Annotated in this window: 19 protein-coding genes; 7 read left to right on the top strand and 12 right to left on the bottom strand. The window is 45.3% G+C overall.

From position 1 onward, the window contains the following. Positions 1 to 265: 265 nt before the first annotated feature. The 3 genes from yjjX to HG547_RS06570 all read left to right on the top strand — a co-directional run bounded on the left by yjjX (position 266) and on the right by HG547_RS06570 (position 4,604). Positions 266 to 805 (top strand): inosine/xanthosine triphosphatase, encoded by a 540-nt coding sequence (yjjX, locus tag HG547_RS06580; RefSeq protein ID WP_055647393.1) that lies wholly within the window; start codon positions 266 to 268, stop codon positions 803 to 805. A gap of 151 nt (positions 806 to 956) precedes the next feature. Next, positions 957 to 1,886 carry a bifunctional helix-turn-helix transcriptional regulator/GNAT family N-acetyltransferase gene (locus tag HG547_RS06575; RefSeq protein WP_169547375.1) on the top strand — a complete coding sequence of 310 codons (930 nt, stop codon included), beginning with the start codon at positions 957 to 959 and terminating at the stop codon, positions 1,884 to 1,886. A 267-nt stretch (positions 1,887 to 2,153) separates the two neighbouring features. Next, a complete protein-coding gene (locus HG547_RS06570; RefSeq protein ID WP_169547374.1) occupies positions 2,154 to 4,604 on the top strand; it encodes an ankyrin repeat domain-containing protein in 2,451 nt (816 codons plus the stop codon). 145 nt (positions 4,605 to 4,749) lie between these two features. Here HG547_RS06570 and HG547_RS06565 read toward each other — a convergent pair whose 3' ends face one another. After that, entirely contained in the window at positions 4,750 to 5,940 is a 1,191-nt protein-coding gene (locus HG547_RS06565) for a serine hydrolase domain-containing protein (protein WP_169547373.1), read from the bottom strand. A gap of 220 nt (positions 5,941 to 6,160) precedes the next feature. Next, positions 6,161 to 7,369 carry a hypothetical protein gene (locus tag HG547_RS06560; protein ID WP_169547372.1) on the bottom strand — a complete coding sequence of 403 codons (1,209 nt, stop codon included), beginning with the start codon at positions 7,367 to 7,369 and terminating at the stop codon, positions 6,161 to 6,163. Between the two features lie 913 nt (positions 7,370 to 8,282). Here HG547_RS06560 and HG547_RS06555 point away from each other — a divergent pair. Together HG547_RS06555 and HG547_RS06550 are read left to right on the top strand one after the other, a co-directional pair. Then, positions 8,283 to 8,789, top strand: a complete 507-nt coding sequence (locus HG547_RS06555) for a hypothetical protein (protein ID WP_248278708.1) — start codon at positions 8,283 to 8,285, stop codon at positions 8,787 to 8,789. 42 nt (positions 8,790 to 8,831) lie between these two features. Next, the gene (locus HG547_RS06550; RefSeq protein WP_211164573.1) at positions 8,832 to 9,149 is read left to right on the top strand and encodes an ankyrin repeat domain-containing protein; all 318 of its coding nucleotides are present in this window, start codon (positions 8,832 to 8,834) and stop codon (positions 9,147 to 9,149) included. Between the two features lie 101 nt (positions 9,150 to 9,250). On the opposite strand, the gene nqrF is transcribed toward HG547_RS06550, so the two are convergent. From nqrF to HG547_RS06520, 6 genes are read right to left on the bottom strand one after another with little or no spacing between them, the layout of a single operon-like run. Continuing rightward, positions 9,251 to 10,468 (bottom strand): NADH:ubiquinone reductase (Na(+)-transporting) subunit F, encoded by a 1,218-nt coding sequence (nqrF, locus tag HG547_RS06545; RefSeq protein WP_037414599.1) that lies wholly within the window; start codon positions 10,466 to 10,468, stop codon positions 9,251 to 9,253. 51 nt (positions 10,469 to 10,519) lie between these two features. Continuing rightward, positions 10,520 to 11,128, bottom strand: a complete 609-nt coding sequence (gene nqrE / locus HG547_RS06540; RefSeq protein WP_169547371.1) for an NADH:ubiquinone reductase (Na(+)-transporting) subunit E — start codon at positions 11,126 to 11,128, stop codon at positions 10,520 to 10,522. Positions 11,129 to 11,137: 9 nt separating this feature from the next. Then, the gene (locus tag HG547_RS06535) at positions 11,138 to 11,758 is read right to left on the bottom strand and encodes an NADH:ubiquinone reductase (Na(+)-transporting) subunit D (protein ID WP_011621547.1); all 621 of its coding nucleotides are present in this window, start codon (positions 11,756 to 11,758) and stop codon (positions 11,138 to 11,140) included. Further along, the gene (locus HG547_RS06530; protein ID WP_169547370.1) at positions 11,755 to 12,549 is read right to left on the bottom strand and encodes a Na(+)-translocating NADH-quinone reductase subunit C; all 795 of its coding nucleotides are present in this window, start codon (positions 12,547 to 12,549) and stop codon (positions 11,755 to 11,757) included. Before HG547_RS06530 ends, HG547_RS06535 begins: the two co-directional genes overlap by 4 nt. Beyond that, positions 12,539 to 13,753 carry an NADH:ubiquinone reductase (Na(+)-transporting) subunit B gene (locus HG547_RS06525; RefSeq protein ID WP_037429001.1) on the bottom strand — a complete coding sequence of 405 codons (1,215 nt, stop codon included), beginning with the start codon at positions 13,751 to 13,753 and terminating at the stop codon, positions 12,539 to 12,541. Before HG547_RS06525 ends, HG547_RS06530 begins: the two co-directional genes overlap by 11 nt. Further along, positions 13,753 to 15,123 (bottom strand): Na(+)-translocating NADH-quinone reductase subunit A, encoded by a 1,371-nt coding sequence (locus tag HG547_RS06520; protein ID WP_037429002.1) that lies wholly within the window; start codon positions 15,121 to 15,123, stop codon positions 13,753 to 13,755. Before HG547_RS06520 ends, HG547_RS06525 begins: the two co-directional genes overlap by 1 nt. A 453-nt stretch (positions 15,124 to 15,576) precedes the next feature. On the opposite strand from HG547_RS06520, the gene HG547_RS06515 reads away from it, so the two are divergent. Then, positions 15,577 to 16,617, top strand: coding sequence for an NADP(H)-dependent aldo-keto reductase (locus HG547_RS06515; protein ID WP_069453455.1), 1,041 nt, complete (start codon positions 15,577 to 15,579; stop codon positions 16,615 to 16,617). Positions 16,618 to 16,763: 146 nt separating this feature from the next. After that, positions 16,764 to 17,186 (top strand): VOC family protein, encoded by a 423-nt coding sequence (locus tag HG547_RS06510; RefSeq protein WP_169547369.1) that lies wholly within the window; start codon positions 16,764 to 16,766, stop codon positions 17,184 to 17,186. 199 nt (positions 17,187 to 17,385) lie between these two features. Here HG547_RS06510 and dbpA read toward each other — a convergent pair whose 3' ends face one another. From dbpA to HG547_RS06490, 4 genes are all read right to left on the bottom strand, one after another. Beyond that, entirely contained in the window at positions 17,386 to 18,795 is a 1,410-nt protein-coding gene (dbpA, locus tag HG547_RS06505) for an ATP-dependent RNA helicase DbpA (RefSeq protein ID WP_169547368.1), read from the bottom strand. A gap of 285 nt (positions 18,796 to 19,080) precedes the next feature. Then, positions 19,081 to 19,938 carry a pirin family protein gene (locus HG547_RS06500; protein WP_088586085.1) on the bottom strand — a complete coding sequence of 286 codons (858 nt, stop codon included), beginning with the start codon at positions 19,936 to 19,938 and terminating at the stop codon, positions 19,081 to 19,083. A gap of 601 nt (positions 19,939 to 20,539) precedes the next feature. Then, on the bottom strand, positions 20,540 to 20,911 hold the full coding sequence (locus HG547_RS06495; RefSeq protein WP_169547367.1) for a hypothetical protein: 372 nt from the start codon (positions 20,909 to 20,911) through the stop codon (positions 20,540 to 20,542). Between the two features lie 115 nt (positions 20,912 to 21,026). Continuing rightward, on the bottom strand, positions 21,027 to 21,398 hold the full coding sequence (locus tag HG547_RS06490; protein WP_169547366.1) for a hypothetical protein: 372 nt from the start codon (positions 21,396 to 21,398) through the stop codon (positions 21,027 to 21,029). Positions 21,399 to 21,516 lie beyond the last annotated feature (118 nt).

Below are 21,516 nucleotides of genomic sequence, written 5' to 3'. Positions count from 1 at the left end.
TATTATCTCTTAATTTTGGTTCCTTCAATGACATCGCTTTACTGCTTAAATCAGCTAACTTACTGAAGGAGCAATAATGGCATGTCGCTTCCTGATGCTCGGCTATGGCTATTTGCTCCCCAAACATTTGCTTTTACTGAGCTCTTTTTACTGAGTCATAGCAATGAATATGGCAGAATAGAAAACCCATAGGCGAGACACCTCCGACCATTTAAGCAATGATCCATATGAGCGTCCACTTTAAAAATCAAAATAAATAACTTATATGCAACAAAATATTATCAAGGTAATCGTTGGGTCGAAAAACCCCGTCAAAGTGAATGCTGCGACCAATGCGATGAAGCTGCTGTTTCCTGAATACCAGATTGAAACCCTCAGCATGGACGCACCTTCTGGCGTCCCCGCCCAGCCCATGACAGATAGCGATACCCGCCAAGGTGCAGTGAATCGCGTTAACTATTGCCAACGGCATACCGAAGCTGATTATTATTTTGCGATGGAAGGCGGCGTCGACCATTTCGAGTTTGGCCCAGCAACCTTTGCCTATATTGCGATTGCTCACCAGCAACGCTTAAGCATTGGCCGTGGCGCTCTGTTACCGCTGCCGATGCAGGTCTATCAAGCACTTGAAGCGGGTGAAGAGTTGGGTCATGTGATGGATAGACTGTTTAATACTGTCAATATCAAACAAAAAGGTGGCGCAATAGGCCTGCTCACCCACGGCCACGCTACTCGTGAAAGCAATTATACCCAAGCGATCATTCTCGCGATGGCGCCGTTTTTAAATCCCGAGATTTACCCATAAATTTGTTAATAAAATATTGCAAAACAACGTAAAGCCCGCTAATTTAGTTGTAACTTGCAACTAAATTATGCGATATAAGCCTAGCTAGCCCACCGGCTTGCAATACTCGTCAGGCTCAACGTTGCATAACGTAAAGGCGTTTAATTAAACTATGGCAAATGATTTAGACTCATCTAGCCAACTCCGGCAGCTCTCTCGCTATATGGTGAGGCATCTAGGCATGCTTAACGCAGCAGTCGGTGATTTACCTCTCTCCCCCGTGCAAGCCCATGCTTTGCTTGAGATCGGTAATCAACCGCAAACCATTAAAGATCTCGCCAGTAAACTAAGCATTGATAAATCCAATGCTAGCCGAGCAATAAAGCACTTAATCGATAAGCATCTCGCCCAGAGCCAAATGCACCCTAAGGATAGTCGTTGCCTTGTCGTACAACTGACGCCTATAGGTAAAAAGTTACTCGCAAAACTCAATAGCCAACAAAATCAGCTTTTTCAAGAAATCTTAGCGCAACTCACCTCTGATCAAATTCACCATATTGAGCAAGCCCTCATGCAGTACAACCAAGCAATAGATAAAGCCAAACAACAGTCAGGCTGCATAATTCGTGCAGCCTCAGCCGCCGATGATGCCGCCATAGCCCAAGTTATCCGCGATGTATCTGCCGAATATGGTTTAACCGCAGATAAAGGCTATAGCGTGGCTGACCCGACCTTAGATTGTCTAAGCCAGATTTATTCGCAAGCGGGTGCTCAATATTGGGTTGTTGAATATGAAGGTAGAGTCGTTGGTGGTGCAGGCATTGCCCCACTTGCCAATAATGCAGGCATTTGTGAACTACAAAAAATGTACTTTATGCCCGAAATCCGCGGTAAAGGCTTAGCTAAGCGTTTAGCACTACTCGCTCTCGACTTTGCCCGTCAAACGGGTTACCAAAGCTGCTACTTAGAAACGACTGCGATATTAAAAGAAGCACTCAAGCTCTATGAACACTTAGGTTTTTACCCTCTGAGCGCACCACTAGGAAATACCGGCCACGATGCCTGTGAGATCCCGATGTTATTACCATTGCAACCTAAATAATTCCATTTAGCAGGCCACGGATGGTCTGCCAACCGAGTAAATCCCCGCTATATTCTTCGCTAAACATCCTGCCTGATAATAAGCGGCAATCAATGCCAACCAACACAGTTAATCACTTATTCAACTAAAATCAGTCTTTAATTCTCCTTATTAGCATAGAGTTTTAGTGGCTAACCATATTAAAATACACATAAAATCATTCAGTTAAATGATGTGTGTTTGAAATGATTTTGCTGCATTATTGTTAAAGCATTAAAAGGGAAGCCCATGCTAAATTGGATTTTTGGTGATAATAATCTCACCCTGCGGGAAATATGTGTTAATAACGAGCTGTCTACAGCCAAGAAAATTCAAAAAAATAATAAGTACCTCGCCAATGGCGGTGATATTAATTTTATTGATCCCGATATTTCCCCGTGTAATGTGTTAGTCCCGCTTTCTCGTAGCCCTGAATCTGACCTCGAATTGATACAATATCTGCTGGATAATGGCGCTCAAATTGAATGCAATGGCTTTAGTGCCCTGCACGCAGCAATTGAGTTTAATAATCCTGAGTTGGTAAAGCTCTACCTCAAGGCTGGTGCTAACGTTTACTATCAAAATCAATTTAATAACTGCTGGTTAAACTACTTATTTCATCCAAATCCTCAGTATATCTACCAAGACAGTCAGCGTATTGCCATGATCGACCTCTTGCTTGAACTGGGATTGGATATCAATCATTCAGTGAGTTTTTGGACCAATGGCGAGTTAAATCATCCCTTAGAAATCCTTTATGCTGAGCGCAGTAAAGATGTCTTTTTACATCTCATTAATAAAGATCTTTATTTGGACATTGGCCAATTAAGCCTGATTGAAGAGATTATTTTTTCCAGCGACTTTTGGGGAGTTGAAGCCTTCGCGCCATTAGTAAAACGCTATCCTGAGTTTAAAAAGTCCCGTTATATTATGGCCAACGATAGCAGCTTTTGGGATGACGCCAATTTACTCGAACTCTGTGTCTATGCTAAATCACAACAATACACTGAATATCTGCTAGATCATTATCCGCAGCTCAAAGCCGACTCCCACGCTAAAAGTTTGCTCTATGCGGCATTGACCTCAGAATTTGACCTCAGAATTATCGAAAAATTGATTAAGGCGACCGTCGATATCAATCGCATCTATAGGATGACACCGCCTGACGCCGATCATTCACCCGTGCTCAACCAATTTATTAATAACGCCCAATTTACCGATGTGAATCAACGGGAATATATCTATCAAGCACTAGAGCTGTTGCTCAAATATGGCGCGGATCCCAATTCTGTATTTATGAATGCGGGTAAACCCTACGAAATGTTGGCCTGGTCGAACTTGCGACTATTGGTTTATCCGATGGTCGAGAAGAAAACCTTTCTACCGGAGTTTCTCGACCTCTTCATAAAATATGGTATGGATATCAATAAAAAATTTGGTGCAGTGGATGAACCAAGCTTGCTGACTATCTGCCAACGTGGTTCGGGTAAAGAAGATCAAGCCACACTTATCCAAGTGATGGAATATCTGCTCACCAAGGGACTCGATTTAAGCCTTACCAATATCTACAACACTAACTATGTGTCCGCTGCGGCCATCGCCTGTCGAACCCAAGTACTTGAATGGCTGATTAACCAAGGCGGGGATATTTTTACCCATTGCGGCCATGATAATTCGCCTATTCTGCACAAGGCGATTTCGACCTACTGGTGGGACCAAATCACTGGCCCGATGCGACGTAATACTGTGGAACTATTACTGCGCCACGGAGCCAAAATTGAAGAATTATCAGTAGATGAACAATTTACACCACTGATGTGCGCCTGCTATTACGGCGCGCAGTCCTGCGTTGAGGTGTTACTCGAACATGGCGCCAACCCCAATGCCATCAATGCCGAAGACACCACCCCCGCCCTTTGCGCCGTGATGGGCGGCAGCTCGAATGAGTTTCCTCGCTTTGAATCAACGGCGGTGCGGATCTTAAGACTATTGCAGCAATATGGCGCTGACTTAACCGTAACTAATAGTGTCGGTAATAACCCGCTAAACGTGACGATGGAGCAGGAATATAAAGAGATTTTCGAAGTACTACTGCAAATTGTCCCCTACAGTGAAACTCAACTTGAGCAAGCTCTTGGAAAAGCCCAACCACAAAGTTATTTCCAACGTCGGCTATTACAAAAGCTAGGGCGTGAAATACCAGCAGCCCCCACAATTATTGAACATAAGGTAGCGAAGCCAGAAGTCGCATCGCTTACTCTTGAATGTGGCACAACCCATGTGGAGGCGCCAAAAACCGCTCAACCCCAAAAAACTAGACTAGAGGTCAGTGATGCGGCGGTGGATAGAAGCCAAATCCCGACGCTGTTTGATCTCAAAAACAGAGTGCAGCATTTCTTTAAGCCGATAGCCAGCGATCCAAGCATCACAGCTCAACAGTTAAACTCGGTTAAAGAGCAGGTGGAACTATTGATTGAAAAGCTCGACAACTTTAGCTTTTTCCGCAATCAAGCGACAAAGGCCGAATTTGAAGAAGGAGTTCAGGACTATCTCGATGAAATGGTTGATGAAATCAACAAGGTTATCGGGGATGATTATCCCGCACTTACCGAAGCCTTAGTCGATTCTGTTTGGACAATTTTACAATACTTTAGAGTAGAGATTGAAATCGAAACCGCCCTAAGAAAGCGCTTTTGGTAGCAGTTAGCACCTTGGCAACCAAGGAGAACAAGCATAAAGCCCCTACATTTGAGGCTTTATGCTTTCAAGGTTAAGCTTCAGACCAGCAGGTTTAGCCGCCTATTAGCCCACATAATGGCGAAAGCTAAGTTTAAACATCAGAGGCTTAAACATTAGAGGCTTTAGCTAGCAGCAACTGGCTACGGATAATTTGGCGGATCTGATTATGCAGTTCAAATACCCGGTAACGGTCGTTAAGGTTTAAGGAGAGATTTTCCAGCATCACCAAATCCAAATTAAATTCGGGATAATGCAGTGTCATCGACATATAGCCGGTTAAATAGCCCGTATGACTGTATTCGACGAGGTCATCGTCCTGATTGATTCTCACCCCATAACCGTAGTGCATATTCGGCCATAAAAATTGGATCTCGGTATGCGCCGTAGTCATCCGTTGATAACTCTCAGGGCTTAACAACTTGCCAGCATGTAATTGCTGCTGAAAGTTGGCATAAGTGGCTGGCGAGGCAATCAATCCCCCTGCGGGCAACAAAGCTTCATCAAGCACTAAATCAGAGGGGGCAATCACCTCACTTTCCTGTAAACCAACGGCGAGTGAAGGTACTTTGGCGTGAATAGCCGCAATACTGCCAAGCTCTGCACTCAAACCATGAAGCTGGTATCGCGTTGCAAACTGCGCCACTTGCTCGGCAAAGGATTGGTGATTAACCTTTTCAAGCACTTGCCCAAGCAGGGAATAACCAAAGTTGGAGTATTCAAATTGGCTACCCGGTTCAAATCGATTCGCCTTACCCAGTTTATCGACACCCGATGTATGCGTCAGTAATTGATGCAGCGTAATTCGCTCATCATATCGACTAGGATTTAAAGCGTTTGCACTTGAATTTGTCCCCGCCACAGCGCCTTGGAGTGCCTTGTTATCTTCCTTCGCAACACCAAAAAGGTAATGATTAAGCGTTTGAGTTAAATCGAGTTTCCCCGCATCAACCGCCTGTAATATCAAGGTTGCAGTGATTTGTTTAGAGAGCGATGCCATTACAAAGCGCGAATCTTTACTAATACCGTCGCCCTTTTGCAATTCAAGCAGTGGCTTGCCTCGCTCAAGCAGGATAACACTGCCACTAAATGGCTGCGGCGAATCCATTATCGCCGCTTGGATTAAGCTCTTAATCTCCCCAAGCTTAGATTCCGAGGATGGCAATGGGCTTTCAAGCTTAACTGACTGACCGCCTTGCGCGCTTTCCGACACAATCTCAGTTTCAAACGACTCGCCAACACTATTGGCGCTTAGGAATAATAACCCCGATAACATGGAGCCGATAACACTCAAACGCATGGGTTATCCTTAACGTAATTGGCCAATGGCCAGAGTTGAAAGCCGCAAGCTTATCACAGTGGGAATGTTAAATTTTGGATAAATTGCTATCGCTTCCGAAGGAGGTGAACTGCTGCTAGCTTTCGCGCGGTCTGCTCGCAATGCACTACACAGAATGATGCCTAACATCACTTTTAGAAAATTTAACAATGGGTGTCTCAATAAATCCTTAATTCATCTTCTACCAAAAGCTAATTTGAGGAAAAAAACCTTTCTCCTTTGCATATTCCATAACATTATGATGCGCATTAAAAAAAGCATCTTCATTTTTAAGATTAAAGCAAAACTGGTAAAAATCTGGATAACCAAATACGATACATGGAACATTCTTTTTTTTATAAACATCAATAATCTGTGGACTAAATTCAATAGTTTGATCCATAAATAACTCCTTAACCACTATCAATGCCTTGATATTTATGAATTTTGTATCAAAATGATACAGTTTCTCATCAATGAGAAACTCTAACTTTCCTGGCGTACGATGATAATAATTAATAGCTCCATTTACTTGGTCAGTAGCTTTTTTTAATGCGCTCAACACATTTTTTCTTTTTCTGGGTAGTTTCTGCCGATTAATCCTCTCTATATTAGGGCTATCTTTAGTTTGAATAATCAGTAATGTAGTATCAGTTATAATCAGTATATCGCACATTTCTTCGTTATCATAAGTCCGCTTAGGGTTGAGAAATATTTGCTCAGGTTGGAATGTGAAAAGAAGGCATTGAACTATATCCTCTTCTTGGTAGCGCCCAGGCTCCTGTCTTTCCAACATTGTATGACTATGTCCTCGAGAACCATGATACGAATGTCGCTTTGTATGAATATCTTGAAAAAAAATATTACCTCCATATATTGGGTCATTAAGTATAATATCAATTGCTTGCTCATCATCTTTTTCTGTTCTAGAACTGAACGAAATCTCCATAGCTCGTATTATTTTATTTGCATTTGACAACGATGGTTCTAGAAAAACTACCTCATTAATTTTATTGAGAGTTTCATAAGGAATTATGACATCAGCTCGATATACTAATAGTTCTCTTGTTAACTCATCAAAAAAGTGAACATTAAGAAACCCTGTTTTTATAAATTTAAAAAAATTATGAGAAATTTCTTCTAGTAGCAATGGAGTCTTAATAACTAAAGGTTCATCCTCATCGTCAAAAAATGCAGAAATTAAACCAAAAGCCATATAATCATCAACCTTAACTGGTATTAAATACAGCTTAAATCCTCCGTTAACCTTTGCTGTTAGAATGACTTCCTTTGGCACCTTAACAATAAATGCTTGGTAATCTTCACCTGTTGATGTCAAACTTTCTGGAAAAATCCCAAAAGGTATTTGTTGAATCATTGGTATAATTTCTGGGTAAAGAACTGTAAGCATCACTTATCTCCAAAATAACTTACAAAATTGGCCATCACTTTTAAATCAACAACACTATATACTTTGAGTTCGCCTACAAGATATACAGTAAAAGTTACTTGAACACGATTTATATGAAACTTCAGGACACAACAAAAGCTAAAGATAGGATATACGTCGTTAAAATATGGGACAAGAATAACTCTTTTAAAATTAACAACCGACACTGAGTCAACAGAAGTTCACCTCCCCTGCGAAGTTGCTGAAGGGCGTTGAAGAAAATCGTGTGAGCGAGGCATAGATGCCGAGTTAGCTTTCGGGGTACAGAATGTACGAAGGATTTATTGAGACACCCATTGTTAAATTTTGCAACGAAAAGACAAAATTGAGCCGTGTTCAAGCTAACAGGATACGCAGTAGTTAGCGGGATTAAGCACTGAAATGGAAGTGACCATTGGTAACATGGCTACTCTTTCATATCCATGTGATCGCGGAGGTAATTTATTGTGACACCCACTGTTAAATTTTCTAGATTTTCAATTGTATATAGTAAAAATTCAGTTTTATACGTGACTTAGAGTAACAAGGTATTGCTATAAAAGTGATTGTTCGCGGCAATTATATTGTCTATTGAACCTAAAGATTGCATCGATGCTCAACAGGAGAGCCATGGTGATGGGCGAGACGACCGTCCGCACCATGGACGGGGCGGTCGAGCATCCAAGGACGGACTTGCTGCGTGTCGGTGAGTCAATGCCATGGCGAGCCTATTCACATTGACTAATGTTAACAGCCACTTTTGCCACGTCTTTAAAGCAATCTCAATCACTATTCGCTTGAGGGGAAGGCGAAAGCAGATTATGTTGTTGATTTAAAATGGCAGATAGAATTATTGGTTGCCGTTTTCAATGGCTAAAGGCGTGTAGTAACTGAAATGGACAACTTTGACTATAAATTGGGTACGTTAAACGGGATACTCACAGGGCTATCCTATGTAAACAATAAAGCGAATCACGGCTATACGTTTGAAATCACTAAAATTGATGCATCAAAACCATTAGAGATTGCAACGGAAAATTATCTTAAGGGTTTTTATAAGGATGCCAGGGTTAGCTTTAGTGAAGTCATAGACTGGCGTAGTGAGATCAATGCAGCACTTCATGATTGGCTTTTTTCCTATCTCCTACCTACAACACCGGGCGGTTGCGGCTCAGCTTTTACTTCTCTTAAGGATGTCGATAACGCCTTTTCAATGTCCATAAAAAGCTTTAGAGACGAATTTATCAAACAGATAAGTGATCAACTTGATGCACTGGTAGAGGTCAAAAGGGTTTTAGCTGTTTCATTGATAACGGATGAATGGTACGAGATGGAATGGGTTGATTTTGCTATCGAGGGCAGGAAAGGAGTTGTATTTATTCACTTGGGCGTTTCTGATTGATCTCCTTTAAATTTGCTTCACAGGATCAGGTTAAATATCCCTATGAACACTGAACTTATCCATGCAGTTAAAGCCAAGGATACACTTGCGGTTAAGCGCATTATTGCCAATGGCGCTGATCTTCAAGGGGTTGACGAGAATGGGATGACGGCACTGTTGCATGCCTGTGAGCTACAGTCTTTTGAACTGCTCAAACTATTGGTTGATGCGGGTGCCGATGTGAATCATCCAAATGCGCTGGGGTATCGTCCGCTCGATATTGCTTACTGGCAAGGAGAGTTTCGCATGGGATGCTATACCGCTGAGAGTCAGCTTATGGTGAGCTATTTAAGCCGCCATGGCGGTAAATCCTTTAGCTAGTAGCTAGATATCAAAGCCAACTAAAAGCCCTATAAACAAAAATCGCGTTAGACTCCGCTGTTCTAGCTGTGCCTAACGCGATTTTCTATTCCACTTACCGCTTAATCACCAAAGTCATCTAGCAGGATATTTTCAGGCTCGACCCCTAGGCTTTCAAGCATACGGATCACCGAGGAGTTCATGATTGGAGGACCACACATGTAGTACTCGCAATCCTCTGGTGCCTTATGATGTTTAAGGTAATTTTCGTAAATCACATTATGGATAAAGCCAGTGTAACCGGTCCAGTTATCCTCTGGTAACGGCTCCGACAGCGCCACATGCCAAACAAAGTTGTCATTCTCAGCCGCTAATGCATCGAAATCATGTTGGTAAAACACCTCACGGGTCGAACGGGCGCCGTACCAAAAACTCATCTTACGCTTGGTCTTTTTACTCTTTAGCTGATCGAAAATATGTGAGCGCATCGGTGCCATGCCCGCACCACCGCCGATAAATACCATTTCGGCATCGGTATCCTTCACAAAGAACTCACCGAATGGGCCAGAAATAGTCACCTTATCCCCCGCCTTGAGGTTAAAGATATAAGAAGACATCTTACCCGGTGGCACATTGGCCGATGGTGGCGTGGCAATCCGCACGTTAAGCATAATGCGGCCCTTTTCATCGGGATAGTTCGCCATTGAATAGGCGCGCAGCACGTCTTCATTGACAGTGGAGACTAAGTCGAACAGGCCGTATTTTTCCCAATCGTCGCGGTACTTAGCCGGAATATCAAAGTCGGCGTATTTCACCACATGGGCAGGCGCTTCAATTTGAATATAGCCCCCCGCCTTAAAGCGCACGTCTTCACCTTCGGGCAGTTTTAGCAGTAACTCTTTGATAAAGGTGGCCTTGTTATCGTTTGAGATCACCTCACATTGCCACTTCTTCACGCCAAAGATTTCTTCTTCTAGCTCAAGTTCCATATCGGTTTTCACCGCCACTTGGCAGGCGAGACGACAACCTTCTTTGGCTTCTTTCTTGGTGATATGCCCTTGTTCGGTTGGCAGAATATCACCACCGCCCGATTTGACTTTTACGCGGCACTGGCCACAAGTACCGCCGCCGCCACAGGCCGAGGGAATAAAAATATTCTTGCTCGCTAAAGCGCCAAGCAGTTTGTCGCCCGCGGCAACTTTTATGCTTTTCTCGGCATCGTCGTTAATCCCGATAGTGATCTCACCGGTAGTCACTAATTTCTTTTTGGCGATAAGGATTACTATCACCAGTAGGCACACCACTAAGGTGAACATGCCTATGCCTATTGCCATTTCCATTCGATAACCCTTTTTCTAAACAGAATGCGGTTTTACTTTCTCAGCCACGCGTTACAGCGAGATCCCCGAGAAAGACATAAAGCCAAGTGCCATCAACCCTGTGGTAATAAAGGTGATACCAATCCCCTGTAAGCCTTCGGGAATCGCATGAAACTTCATCCGCTCACGCAGTCCCGCCAGCATCACAATCGCCAACGCCCAACCCGTGCCCGAACCCATGGCAAACACCGCCGATTCGGCAAAGTTGTAATCACGGTTAGCCATAAAGATCACCCCGGCAAAAATCGCGCAGTTTACGGTGAGCAGTGGCAGGAAGATCCCGAGGGAGTCATACAGGCTTGGAATGTATTTATCTAAAAACATTTCAAGGATTTGCACTAAGGCCGCAATCACACCGATAAAGGTGATCAGTTGCAGGTAACTTAAATTGATGCCTGGCATGCCCGCCCAAGCCAATGCGCCCGGTGCTAACACCTTCGCGTAGATCAGTTGGTTTAAGGGCACGGCTAAGGTCATCACTACGATAACGGCAACACCTAAGCCGAAGGCGGTCGACACCTTTTTAGACACGGCTAAGAAGGTACACATACCGAGGAAGAACGACAGCGCCATGTTGTCTAAGAATGTGGCCTGTAAAAACAGATTAATATAGTGTTCCATATCCGCTCCTTAACCGCGTTTACGCTGGATCACGTTAATGGTCCAGATCAGCAGGCCAATCAGGAAGAAGGCGCTTGGTGGCAACTTAAACATCTCGTTAGGTAAGTACCAGCCGCCGTTTTCAACCGTAGTCAACACGCTATGACCAAATAGATTGCCCGTGCCTAACAGCTCACGCACAAAGGCCACACTGATCAGCACCAAGCCATAACCCGCCGCGTTACCCACGGCATCGACCACGGCTAAGTGAGGTGGATACTTCATCGCAAAGGCTTCTGCGCGGCCCATGATGATACAGTTAGTAATAATTAACCCAACAAATACAGATAGTTGCTTAGATAGCTCGTAAGCGACATCCTGCAACACCATATCGACGATAATCACCAAGGAGGCAATCACCGTCATCTGGGCAATAATCCGCACACTGTTAGGGATAAAGTTGCGAATGGCGGAGATGATAAGGTTAGAGAACACCAGTACGAAGGTCACCGCCAGTGTCATCACCACGGCCGTCTGCATGGAGTTACTCACCGCCAGCGCCGAACATACGCCCAGCACTTGCATCGCCACTGGGTTATTGGCAAATACAGGGCCTGCTAGCATGTCCCGCATGGATAAACTGTTGCTCATTTTGCACCTCCCAACTCACCTTGATCAGCCGATGCCTTTAATTGGTTGAAGAAGGTTTGGAAACCCTCGACGCCAAACCAAAACTCCATTGCGCGCTGCACGCCACGGCCGGTCATGGTCGCGCCACTCACAGCATCAACACCGTGCACATCGCCCTCTTTGGCGCCACCTTTCACGAGACGTATTGAAAACTTGCCTTTATCGTCAAAGAGTTGTTTACCCTTCCACAGGGATAACCAATGTGGGTCAGTCACAAAGTCACCGATACCTGGGGTTTCACCGTGCTCGTAAACCACCATGCCTTTAATAGTATTAAAGTCAGGCTCGACGGCCACGTAACCGTAGATCATCGACCATAGCCCTTTACCGTAGAAAGGCACTACGACGCTGGTTAATTTGCCGCTATCATCGAACACCTTAAACACGCGGGCATCGTTGGCGCGGGTCTTGATTTTGGCGATATCCTTTTTAGGGGCGCTTGAGGTTTCAGGGTTAATCGCCGCCATGCGCTCGTCAAAGTCGAGTACATTGGCATCAGAGTCCACTTTGCCTGTGTCAAGATTAATCAATAATGGCTTAACGGATTTAGCAAAAATCTCTCTAAACTCATTACCTTGGCCAATATTCACATCGGCCGCCATCAACACATAACGTTGTAACTCATCGCGTTTTTTTGCGAGCTTACGCTCTTTCAACACGCCTGCGGTACCGGTGATCATAAAGGAGCACAAAAGGCAGAGCGTGATGGTGAAGATCATGGTCCCCACCACAGTATCTTTCTTAAATACCATGACGTTTTACTCTCCGTTTGATGTTGGCACGGGCCACCAGATAATCGAACAGCGGTGCCCACAGGTTGGCGAACAGGATGGCTAACATCACGCCTTCTGGCATTTTGGGGTTAGCCACACGGATAAGGATTGTCATAAAACCAATCAAGGCGCCGTAGGCGAACTTGCCTTGGCGGGTATAAGAGGTCGTGACAGGATCAGTCGCCATAAACATCATCGCGATAGCAAAGCCGCCCGTGACTAAGTGCCATGTCCAAGGCATTGCCATCATCTGGTTAGTGCTCGAACCGATCACATTGAACAAGGTTGCAGTGGCAATCATGCCTAGCATCACGCCCACCACAATGCGCCAATCAGCTAAACGGGTGATAAGCAGCAATAAACCACCGAGCAACACAGCGAGCGTGCTGGTTTCACCAATCGCGCCCACGGTAAAACCGAAGAAATTATTCCACCAGTTAGGATCGCTAAAGGCACTGTACCAAGCGTAATCGGCAAATTGCAGCTTACCGGCAGCGGCTTGCGCTAGGGCTGTCGCGCCAGAAAAACCATCCACGGCAACCAGTTGCTTAACGGTCGTGACTTCTGAGGGATAGGCAAAATAGATAAAGGCCAAGCCAGCTAATGCGGGGTTAAGGAAGTTATATCCCATACCACCAAACAGCTCTTTGGCAATCACTACCCCAAAGCTAATCCCCATTACCACCAGCCAAAGCGGAATCGAAACGGGTAAAATCAGCGTAAATAACAAGGCAGTGACGAAGAAACCTTCGTGCAATTCTTGGCGACGCACCTTGGCAAACACCACTTCCCAAAACAGGCCTGTCAGCAATGCCGTTAAGTAAATCGGCAGATAAAAACTTAAGCCGTAGAGGAATAAACCAATCACGCCCGTCTCGGCACTTAAGCCACCGCTTAAAGCGTTAAACAGCGCGAGTTTCCAGGTTTCTGGCGTCGTTAAGCCGCTTGCTAGTGCGAGCTGAGCCTGTAAGCCTACGTTATATAAGCCAAATAAAATGGCGGGTAATAAACAAAGGCCCACTAAGGTCATGGTACGTTTTACGTCAATGGCGTCACGTACGTGCACTTGTCCCTTAGTGCTGCGACCACTGGCGATCACCAATGAGCGCACAAAGCCCTTCATCGATTTACCCGTGGCGTAGTAGTCGTCCTGTAAATCAGGTTTTTTAGGTTGTGTCGTCATTAACCTTCCCTCTCGATAACATCTAGACAAGCACGTAGCTCTTTACCGAAGTCATACTTGCCAGGGCACACAAAAGTACACAGGGCCAAATCTTCTTCATCTAACTCCAATGCGCCTAACGCCTGCGCCTCATCGGTATCTCGCACCACTAAGTCACGCACTAGCAGAGTGGGTAAAATATCTAATGGCATTACGCGATCGAGCTGACCAAAGGCCATCATGGCGCGCTGAGAGCCGCCCTGATGGGTGGTAAATTCGAAGGATTTAGTCAGGCCAAATAAACGGGAAGTCACTGCGCGAGTGATAGAAAACTTGTCTGAGCCGCCACGCACCCAAGGCAATACTTGGTGCTGCGCATCTTCGGCGAGAACCGATACCTGGTTGTGGAAGCGGCCTAAAAAGTCATGTACGCCTTGGGCGGTATGGCCCGATAACACTGAGCCTGATACCACACGGTTATTGCCGGGTTTAATCTCATCGGCCACTAAGGCGCTCAGCTCTGCCCCTAACTGAGTGCGCAGTAAACGTGGATTAAGCACACTTGGACCACCTAAAGCCACTACGCGGTCGGTATAGAGTTCACCCGTTTGGAACAGCTTGCCGTAGGCGATCACATCTTGATAGCCGATGTGCCATACCTGACGCTCAATGCTCACGGGCAAGGTAAAGTGAATATGAGTTCCGGCTAATCCGGCTGGATGCACGCCAGCAAAACGGCGCACTTCAACCTTTGGTAAATCAGTACCGACTAAGGCTTCGCCCTTATCTTGGCAAAGGTAAACCTTGCCCTCAGTTAAATGACTCAGTACCGCTAAGCCTGCCTTAAAGGCATCGCGCTGCTCGGCAATAATCAACCTAGGATCGGCGGCGAGTGGATTGGTATCCATAGCCGTCACGAAAATACCTGCGGGTTTGCTATCTAACGCGGGAACACGGGAGAAAGGACGGGTACGCAGCGCAGTCCACAGACCACTGTTAACCAATTGCGCCTGAACCACCTCGGCAGAAAGTGCCTGTAAATCGGTGTGGATATCGAAACGGATCTGCTCATCGGCGTCTAAGCCATTGCAGCGGATCACCACGGATTGTAAGACTCGACGCTCGCCACGGTTAATCGCCACAATCTCGCCACTGGCGGGAGCGGTAAACAGTACGCCCTTTGTTTTTTTATCTTCAAACAAAGGTTGGCCTTTTTTGACCTTATCGCCGACTTCCACCAACATCGTCGGTTTTAAGCCAACATACTCCTCACCCAACAGGGCCACTTGGGATGGCCTATTACCGGGTTCGATGATCGGCCTAGGCTCACCCGAAATCGGCAAGTCGAGGCCTTTTTTGATCGTTATAACTTGGTTTGAAAAATCTGCCATCACAAATATCAACCATGAAAATTTTTAGATAAATTTAGGGTAGATGTTTGTTAACAGATAATCCGATAGTGGCGTCACATTCCGCCGCAATTTCGTAAGTAATATACGTAAAATTGCATTATTTTGTGATGAAGATCGAGTCAGATTCTGAACAAAAACTTCAAATGTAGTTTTATAACAAATAATTCATAATTACATCATAACTGTTTTAGAAATAACTTAACTATATAAAAACAGACAAAAATCCCCCTCTTAGACCCCGAATCGGGGCAAAGGCACAAAACCCAGAGTCAGTGGCGAGTTAGTGCACAATATGTCGCAATAAACCTAGCAAAATCCCCACAAGGCATTGGTTATTTTTAACCCACTAACATTCTTAGCGCCGCATTAACCTTTGCTTTACAGCAAAAGCTTGATAGCCTCGAACTAAGATAGTTTCCGTAGGAGAAATAGATGGAATACAGACGCATACCGCATTCTAATCTCGAGGTGAGCAAAATCTGTTTAGGCACCATGACTTGGGGCGAACAAAATACCCAAGCCGAGGCCTTTGCACAGCTAGACTACGCCATAGGCAGTGGCATCAACTTTATTGATACTGCGGAAATGTACCCTGTGCCGCCAAAGCCGGAAACCCAAGGCGAAACCGAGCGCATTTTGGGCCAATATATCAAGGCCCGTGGCAACCGTGATGACTTAGTTATCGCCACTAAGATTGCCGCGCCAGGTGGCAAGAGTGACTATATTCGCAAAAACATGGCGCTAGACTGGAACAACATTCACCAAGCAGTTGATGCCTCGCTCGAACGCCTGCAAATCGATACTATCGATCTCTATCAAGTACATTGGCCGGATCGCAATACCAACTTCTTCGGGGAATTATTTTACGACGAGCAAGAGATTGAGCAGCAAACGCCGATCCTCGAAACCCTCGAAGCCCTCGCCGAAGTCATTCGCCAAGGTAAAGTGCGCTATATCGGTGTATCGAACGAAACCCCTTGGGGACTGATGAAGTACCTGCAACTGGCGGAAAAACACGGCCTGCCGCGCATTGTCACAGTGCAAAACCCCTATAACCTGCTCAACCGCAGCTTTGAGGTGGGCATGAGTGAAATCAGCCACCGCGAAGAGTTACCGCTGCTAGCCTACTCGCCCTTAGCCTTTGGCGCCCTGAGCGGCAAATATTGCAACAACCAATGGCCCGAAGGCGCGCGCTTAACCCTGTTTAAACGCTTCGCCCGTTATACTGGTTCGCAAATGGCACTCGATGCCACAGCGGCCTACGTAGACTTAGCCCGCGAGTTTAATCTATCCCCCGCGCAAATGGCGCTAGCCTTTGTTAATTCACGTAAATTTGTTGGCTCAAACATTATTGGCGCCACAGATTTATACCAGCTAAAAGAGAATATCGACAGCTTAAAAGTCAGCCTCTCCCCTGAGTTACTCAGCCGTCTAAATGAACTCTCAGATCAATTTAGATTACCTTGCCCTTAGCTTTTACAATGAGCAGCTAATAAGTGAGTGACTTCAAGCCACTCACTTTCGCCATGAGTTGATTGTGCTGTCGCGGCAATGCGCTAACCATTGCGATAGCGATTGCAATAGCGGTTGTAGTCGCGATCAAAAACCGAGATACCGAGATGAAACAGACTATTGTCCATATCGCACTCGTAGTAAGAGACTACGATGAGGCGATTGATTTTTATGTTAATAAACTCAAATTTGAATTGATTGAAGACAGTTATCAACCCGAGCAAGATAAACGCTGGGTTGTGGTTGCGCCGCCTAATTCCCATGGTACGGCCCAACTATTAGCCAAAGCCTCCAAACCCGAGCAGGAATCATTTATCGGTAATCAGGCCGGAGGACGAGTGTTTTTATTCTTAAATACCGATGATTTTTGGCGCGATTATGAGCATATGCGGTCAATAGGCATTCACTTTATTCGCGAGCCACAAGTGCAAGATTACGGCACTGTTGCCGTATTTGAAGATCTCTATGGCAACCGTTGGGATTTATTGCAGCTCAGCCCTCATCACCCCATGGCAAAAAGATGTCAGTAACTATGTGATTGAATAAAAAAGTAAATCACCCTTTTCCTCATTTAGCAATCATACTCTGCATCGACACCGATGCCGTAATGGCAAGTGTCGCTAGTTACGACCAAGCACTCGGATTATGACAAGGCACTATCAAGTTAGATGCGCTAAAAACAAAAAAGCGAAGCCATTTGGCTTCGCTCTTTGTTCACTTAATAGCAGTTTATTTCATCAACCACGCGCGGTAAGACTTACCCTTAATGCGGCCGCTGGTGATCTTGCTCAGTGCCTTTTTAGCCACTTTACGGTTTACCGCCACATAAGCACGATAGTCGGTCACGAGGATCTTGCCCACCTGCGTACCTTCAATGCCATTATCACCGGTCAGGGCGCCAAGAATATCACCAGGGCGAAGTTTCTCTTTTTTACCACCATCGATTTGCAGAGTGATCATGGTTGGCGCATTGGGCGCACTGCCAAGCAAGCTTAATGATGGCAGTGATTCACTGGTAATTTCTCGATCTAAGTACTCTTCTAGTAAGGCGATCTTGTAACCGTCTTGATCGTTGTAAAAGGTATAAGCAGCGCCTTTACTGCCCGCACGGCCAGTACGGCCGATACGGTGAATGTGCACTTCGGTATCGTAGGCCACATGGTAGTTAAATACGGCATCTAGCGCATCAATATCTAAACCACGGGCGGCCACGTCGGTTGCGACCAACACACAGGCGCTCTTGTTGGCAAATTGCAACAGGGTTTCGTCCCTATCGCGCTGTTCTAAATCGCCGTGCAAGGCCAAGACACTAAAGCCTAAACCCTCGAGTTCGTCGGCCACTTTTTGCGTTTCACGCTTGGTATTACAAAACACCACGGCACTTTCTGGCTTATGTTCTAACAGTAATAATTGCAGCGCTTGCATGCGCGACTTATCGTCATCTAACTGATAAAAATGCTGTTCGATGGTATTTTTTTCATGGGTAACCGCGGCCTTAACCATCACAGGGTTATACATGATTTGTTTAGCAATCGATTGAATTTGCTCAGGGAATGTTGCACTAAACAGCAGCGTTTGGCGCTCGCGTGGTGACTGTTCAATAATCGCATCGAGCTGAGGTTGGAACCCCATTTCGAGCATACGGTCAGCTTCATCAAGCACTAACATACTTAGATTGCTTAAATCTAAACGATTGCGGTCTAAGTGATCGACAATCCGCCCCGGGGTTCCCACAATAATATGGGCACCATGCTCTAAAGAGCCAATTTGCGGCCCCATTGGCACACCACCACACAGGGTTAATACTTTCACGTTGTGTATACCACGGGCGAGAGTACGGATCTCCTGCGCCACTTGGTCGGCCAACTCGCGGGTTGGACACAGCACTAAGGTTTGAATGCGAAAACGCTTAACGTCTAATTTATTTAGTAAACCTAGACCAAAGGCCGCCGTTTTACCTGACCCCGTTTTACCCTGACCTATCACATCCTCGCCCGCTAAAATGGCTGGCAAGCTTTGCGCCTGAATGGGCGTCATCTCGTTGTAGCCCATAGAAGAAAGGTTCTCAAGCAGTTCGGTTTTTAGCTTAAGGGTCAAGAAAGCCAGTGATGAAGTAGGCTTAGTATCTGAATTGCTCAAGGCGAATATCCTGTGGTGGGTAACGAAGCGGCTGCTAGGTTACTAAAATTGCGTTACTTATCGATTAAACGGGTTTATCAAGATTCAGGTTTACGTAAGGCAAGAATTCAATTCTGCGCTCGCTCAACCCAAAAGTACCGCTATTGTAGCAACAACGGGCAACTTTTACCTCAAATCCTTAAACTCAAGTCCTTAAACAATCGAAATCGTCGGCGTAAACAGCAATAAAAAAGCCCTGCTGGGATACAAGGCTTTGGTTTTGCTCAGCGCGGCAGACTTAACAGATTAAGCGATTTGGCCAAAACGGCCTTCTTGATAATCGCGAATCGCCTGCTGAATTTCCGCTTGGGTGTTCATCACAAAGGGACCCATCTGCACGATTTTTTCGCGAATCGGTTTACCCACAAACAGTAACATGCCCGCACCGCGATCATCGGCCTTAAGCTGCAATGGCGTTTGGCTATCGAGCACTAAAAACTCGCCTTCATTGAATGACCACAGTGAGCCTTCGCCCTTACTCAAGCCACCTTGGTAAATATAGAGGGCGGCAAACTCATGCTTGGATAAATCGAGCAGCGCTTCACCATTGGCGTTAATCATCAAGTCGGCAATCGCCGCTTCGCCCGCTAATCCTTGGATGGTGGCACTGATGGCGCTCTTACCCGCAAAAGCCCAATCACCCGCCAAGGCTTTAAGGGTTGCGCCTGTGTCATTCGTGGTTTCAACGCTTGGGATTGAAGCCGTATCCTGATACGTCGCGGGGCGCAGTTTATCTTTCGCGGGCATATTGACCCAAATTTGGAAGCCATGCAGACCATTGAGTGCATCGGCCAGCGGCATTTCGGAATGCACCACGCCATAACCCGTGCTCATCCACTGCACATCGCCTGCACGAATCGCTTTGACGTTACCCATTTGATCTCTATGCTCAAACCCGCCCTTACGGATATAGGTAAAGGTCTCCATCCCACGGTGCGGATGCGGCGGAAAGCCACCAATAAAATCCTGTTTATCATCGGATTTGATCTCATCCATCATCAAGAATGGGTCAAACTGAGTGCTGATAAAGTCAGCCACTCGGCGAATATTCACCCCGTCGCCATCCATCGCAGGTTTAGCAGAAAACTGGCCTAAGACTTTCATTTTATGCTCCTAACTCGTAAAGCATTAGCCTGTGCACTCGCTATCTCTTGGCTCCCCAAATGACAGCGTGAAACAGTGGCAATGCTGATGGTGGCAGAATAACAAGGAAATTTGAAAATGAATAACGCGAAATCACGCTTAGATTTTTCGAAAAAGTAGAATGGTTTGGAATTGAGTAAACGGCGTTATGACTTGCTTAAACAATACTTCTCGAAATAAAACGTTTGTGAAAAAGTGTGTCAACTGTTTATCACTAGGACAAAGGAAATTGCCATTGTCTCCCCAGTAACACGCCATCCCATTCTTTGACAAAAAGCCCAGAGGCTCGACGGCGACATCTGCTGTACAGGATGTACTAATGCAGCGATCACATGGATGTGAATGCTCTGCCATATCGCCAACTGTCACAGGTGCTTCAATGGCAATTTACTCACCATACAACCGTTTCGTCATCTGAAGATATGGGACAAAAGCGTGATAGAGCCGTTGCTCTAACTCTTCAGTTTCGGATTAAAATTTTTTAAGGATTTAACGCCGCAATAAAGGGCGAGCGCTAGCGAGTCCAGCCCACGCCTTTTGTGGGCGATTTTTAATTGCCTTGTTAGCTGCGAGCACTTCGCCAAACCTCTATAAAAAACAACGAAGATAAACCCATAGCTACCAGTACTGAGATTGCCAGACCAATCTTGTCATAATGATAGTGAGTAACTCCGGTTTGAATACTCAGCATCGGAATAAAAAGCCCCATGAGATTAAACTTCCACAAGTTGGGACTGTAGTTTCTTGCTCTTTTTAAATAAAAAAACCACGCCGTAGTTATTACAACAACTGGCGCCGTAATTACTAAATGAATAAGCAACTGCATGCCACTTGGTTCATGTGCGACAAGCCAACCATGTAATGACATATATATTACGGCGGCATAAATCATATTTGCTATCGATAGCATTACCGCGAAGGTTAAGCTGAGCATAATTCTCCCGACAGCTAACGCTTTGCTAATTGGCTGCCTCAGCGCAGCGTAGGCAGTCCAGTGGAGGCCACGCTGTTTGTGACCGGAACGAAATTAAGCAATTTGTTATAAGCCATTAAATACAATCCAGTTGTGTATAGCAACCAAGTGCAAGGGTGAAGAACGGCCAAACGAAACAGTTAATAAAGCCAGTTCCTGCTGCCCAAACATGCTTACTATTTGTACTGAAATGTTTTGTAAACAAAGCGATAAAATACAACACAATTACCGGTATTAGATAGGCAAGAATGCTAAAGGCCACCAGTGAGACGGCTTTATTGTCTCTAGTGTAATCTGTTACACCATAATATGAATAGAAAAAGCCTGCGATTACACCCAGTGCCGAGATTCCTACGGTGGCTACCTTGCCAAAGCGATTTAAAGCTAAATAAAGAAGCTCTACCCAGCAAAAAGTAACAATAAAAACGGTAAAAAACAGAATGGCCAAATGTGATTTCCTATGGCTTATAACATTTTATTCGTGCGCATGCGCGTTTATCACGTTAGACCAGTAAAAATGCGCACAGTTAACTATCTGTATGTAAAGAAGTTATCAGCTTTTTTAC

The organism is Shewanella sp. DNRA4, assembly GCF_012843185.1.
Classification (GTDB): Bacteria; Pseudomonadota; Gammaproteobacteria; order Enterobacterales; family Shewanellaceae; genus Shewanella; species Shewanella xiamenensis.
Note: the sequence above shows the minus strand (reverse complement) of the source record. Positions and strands in the feature narration are given on the sequence as shown.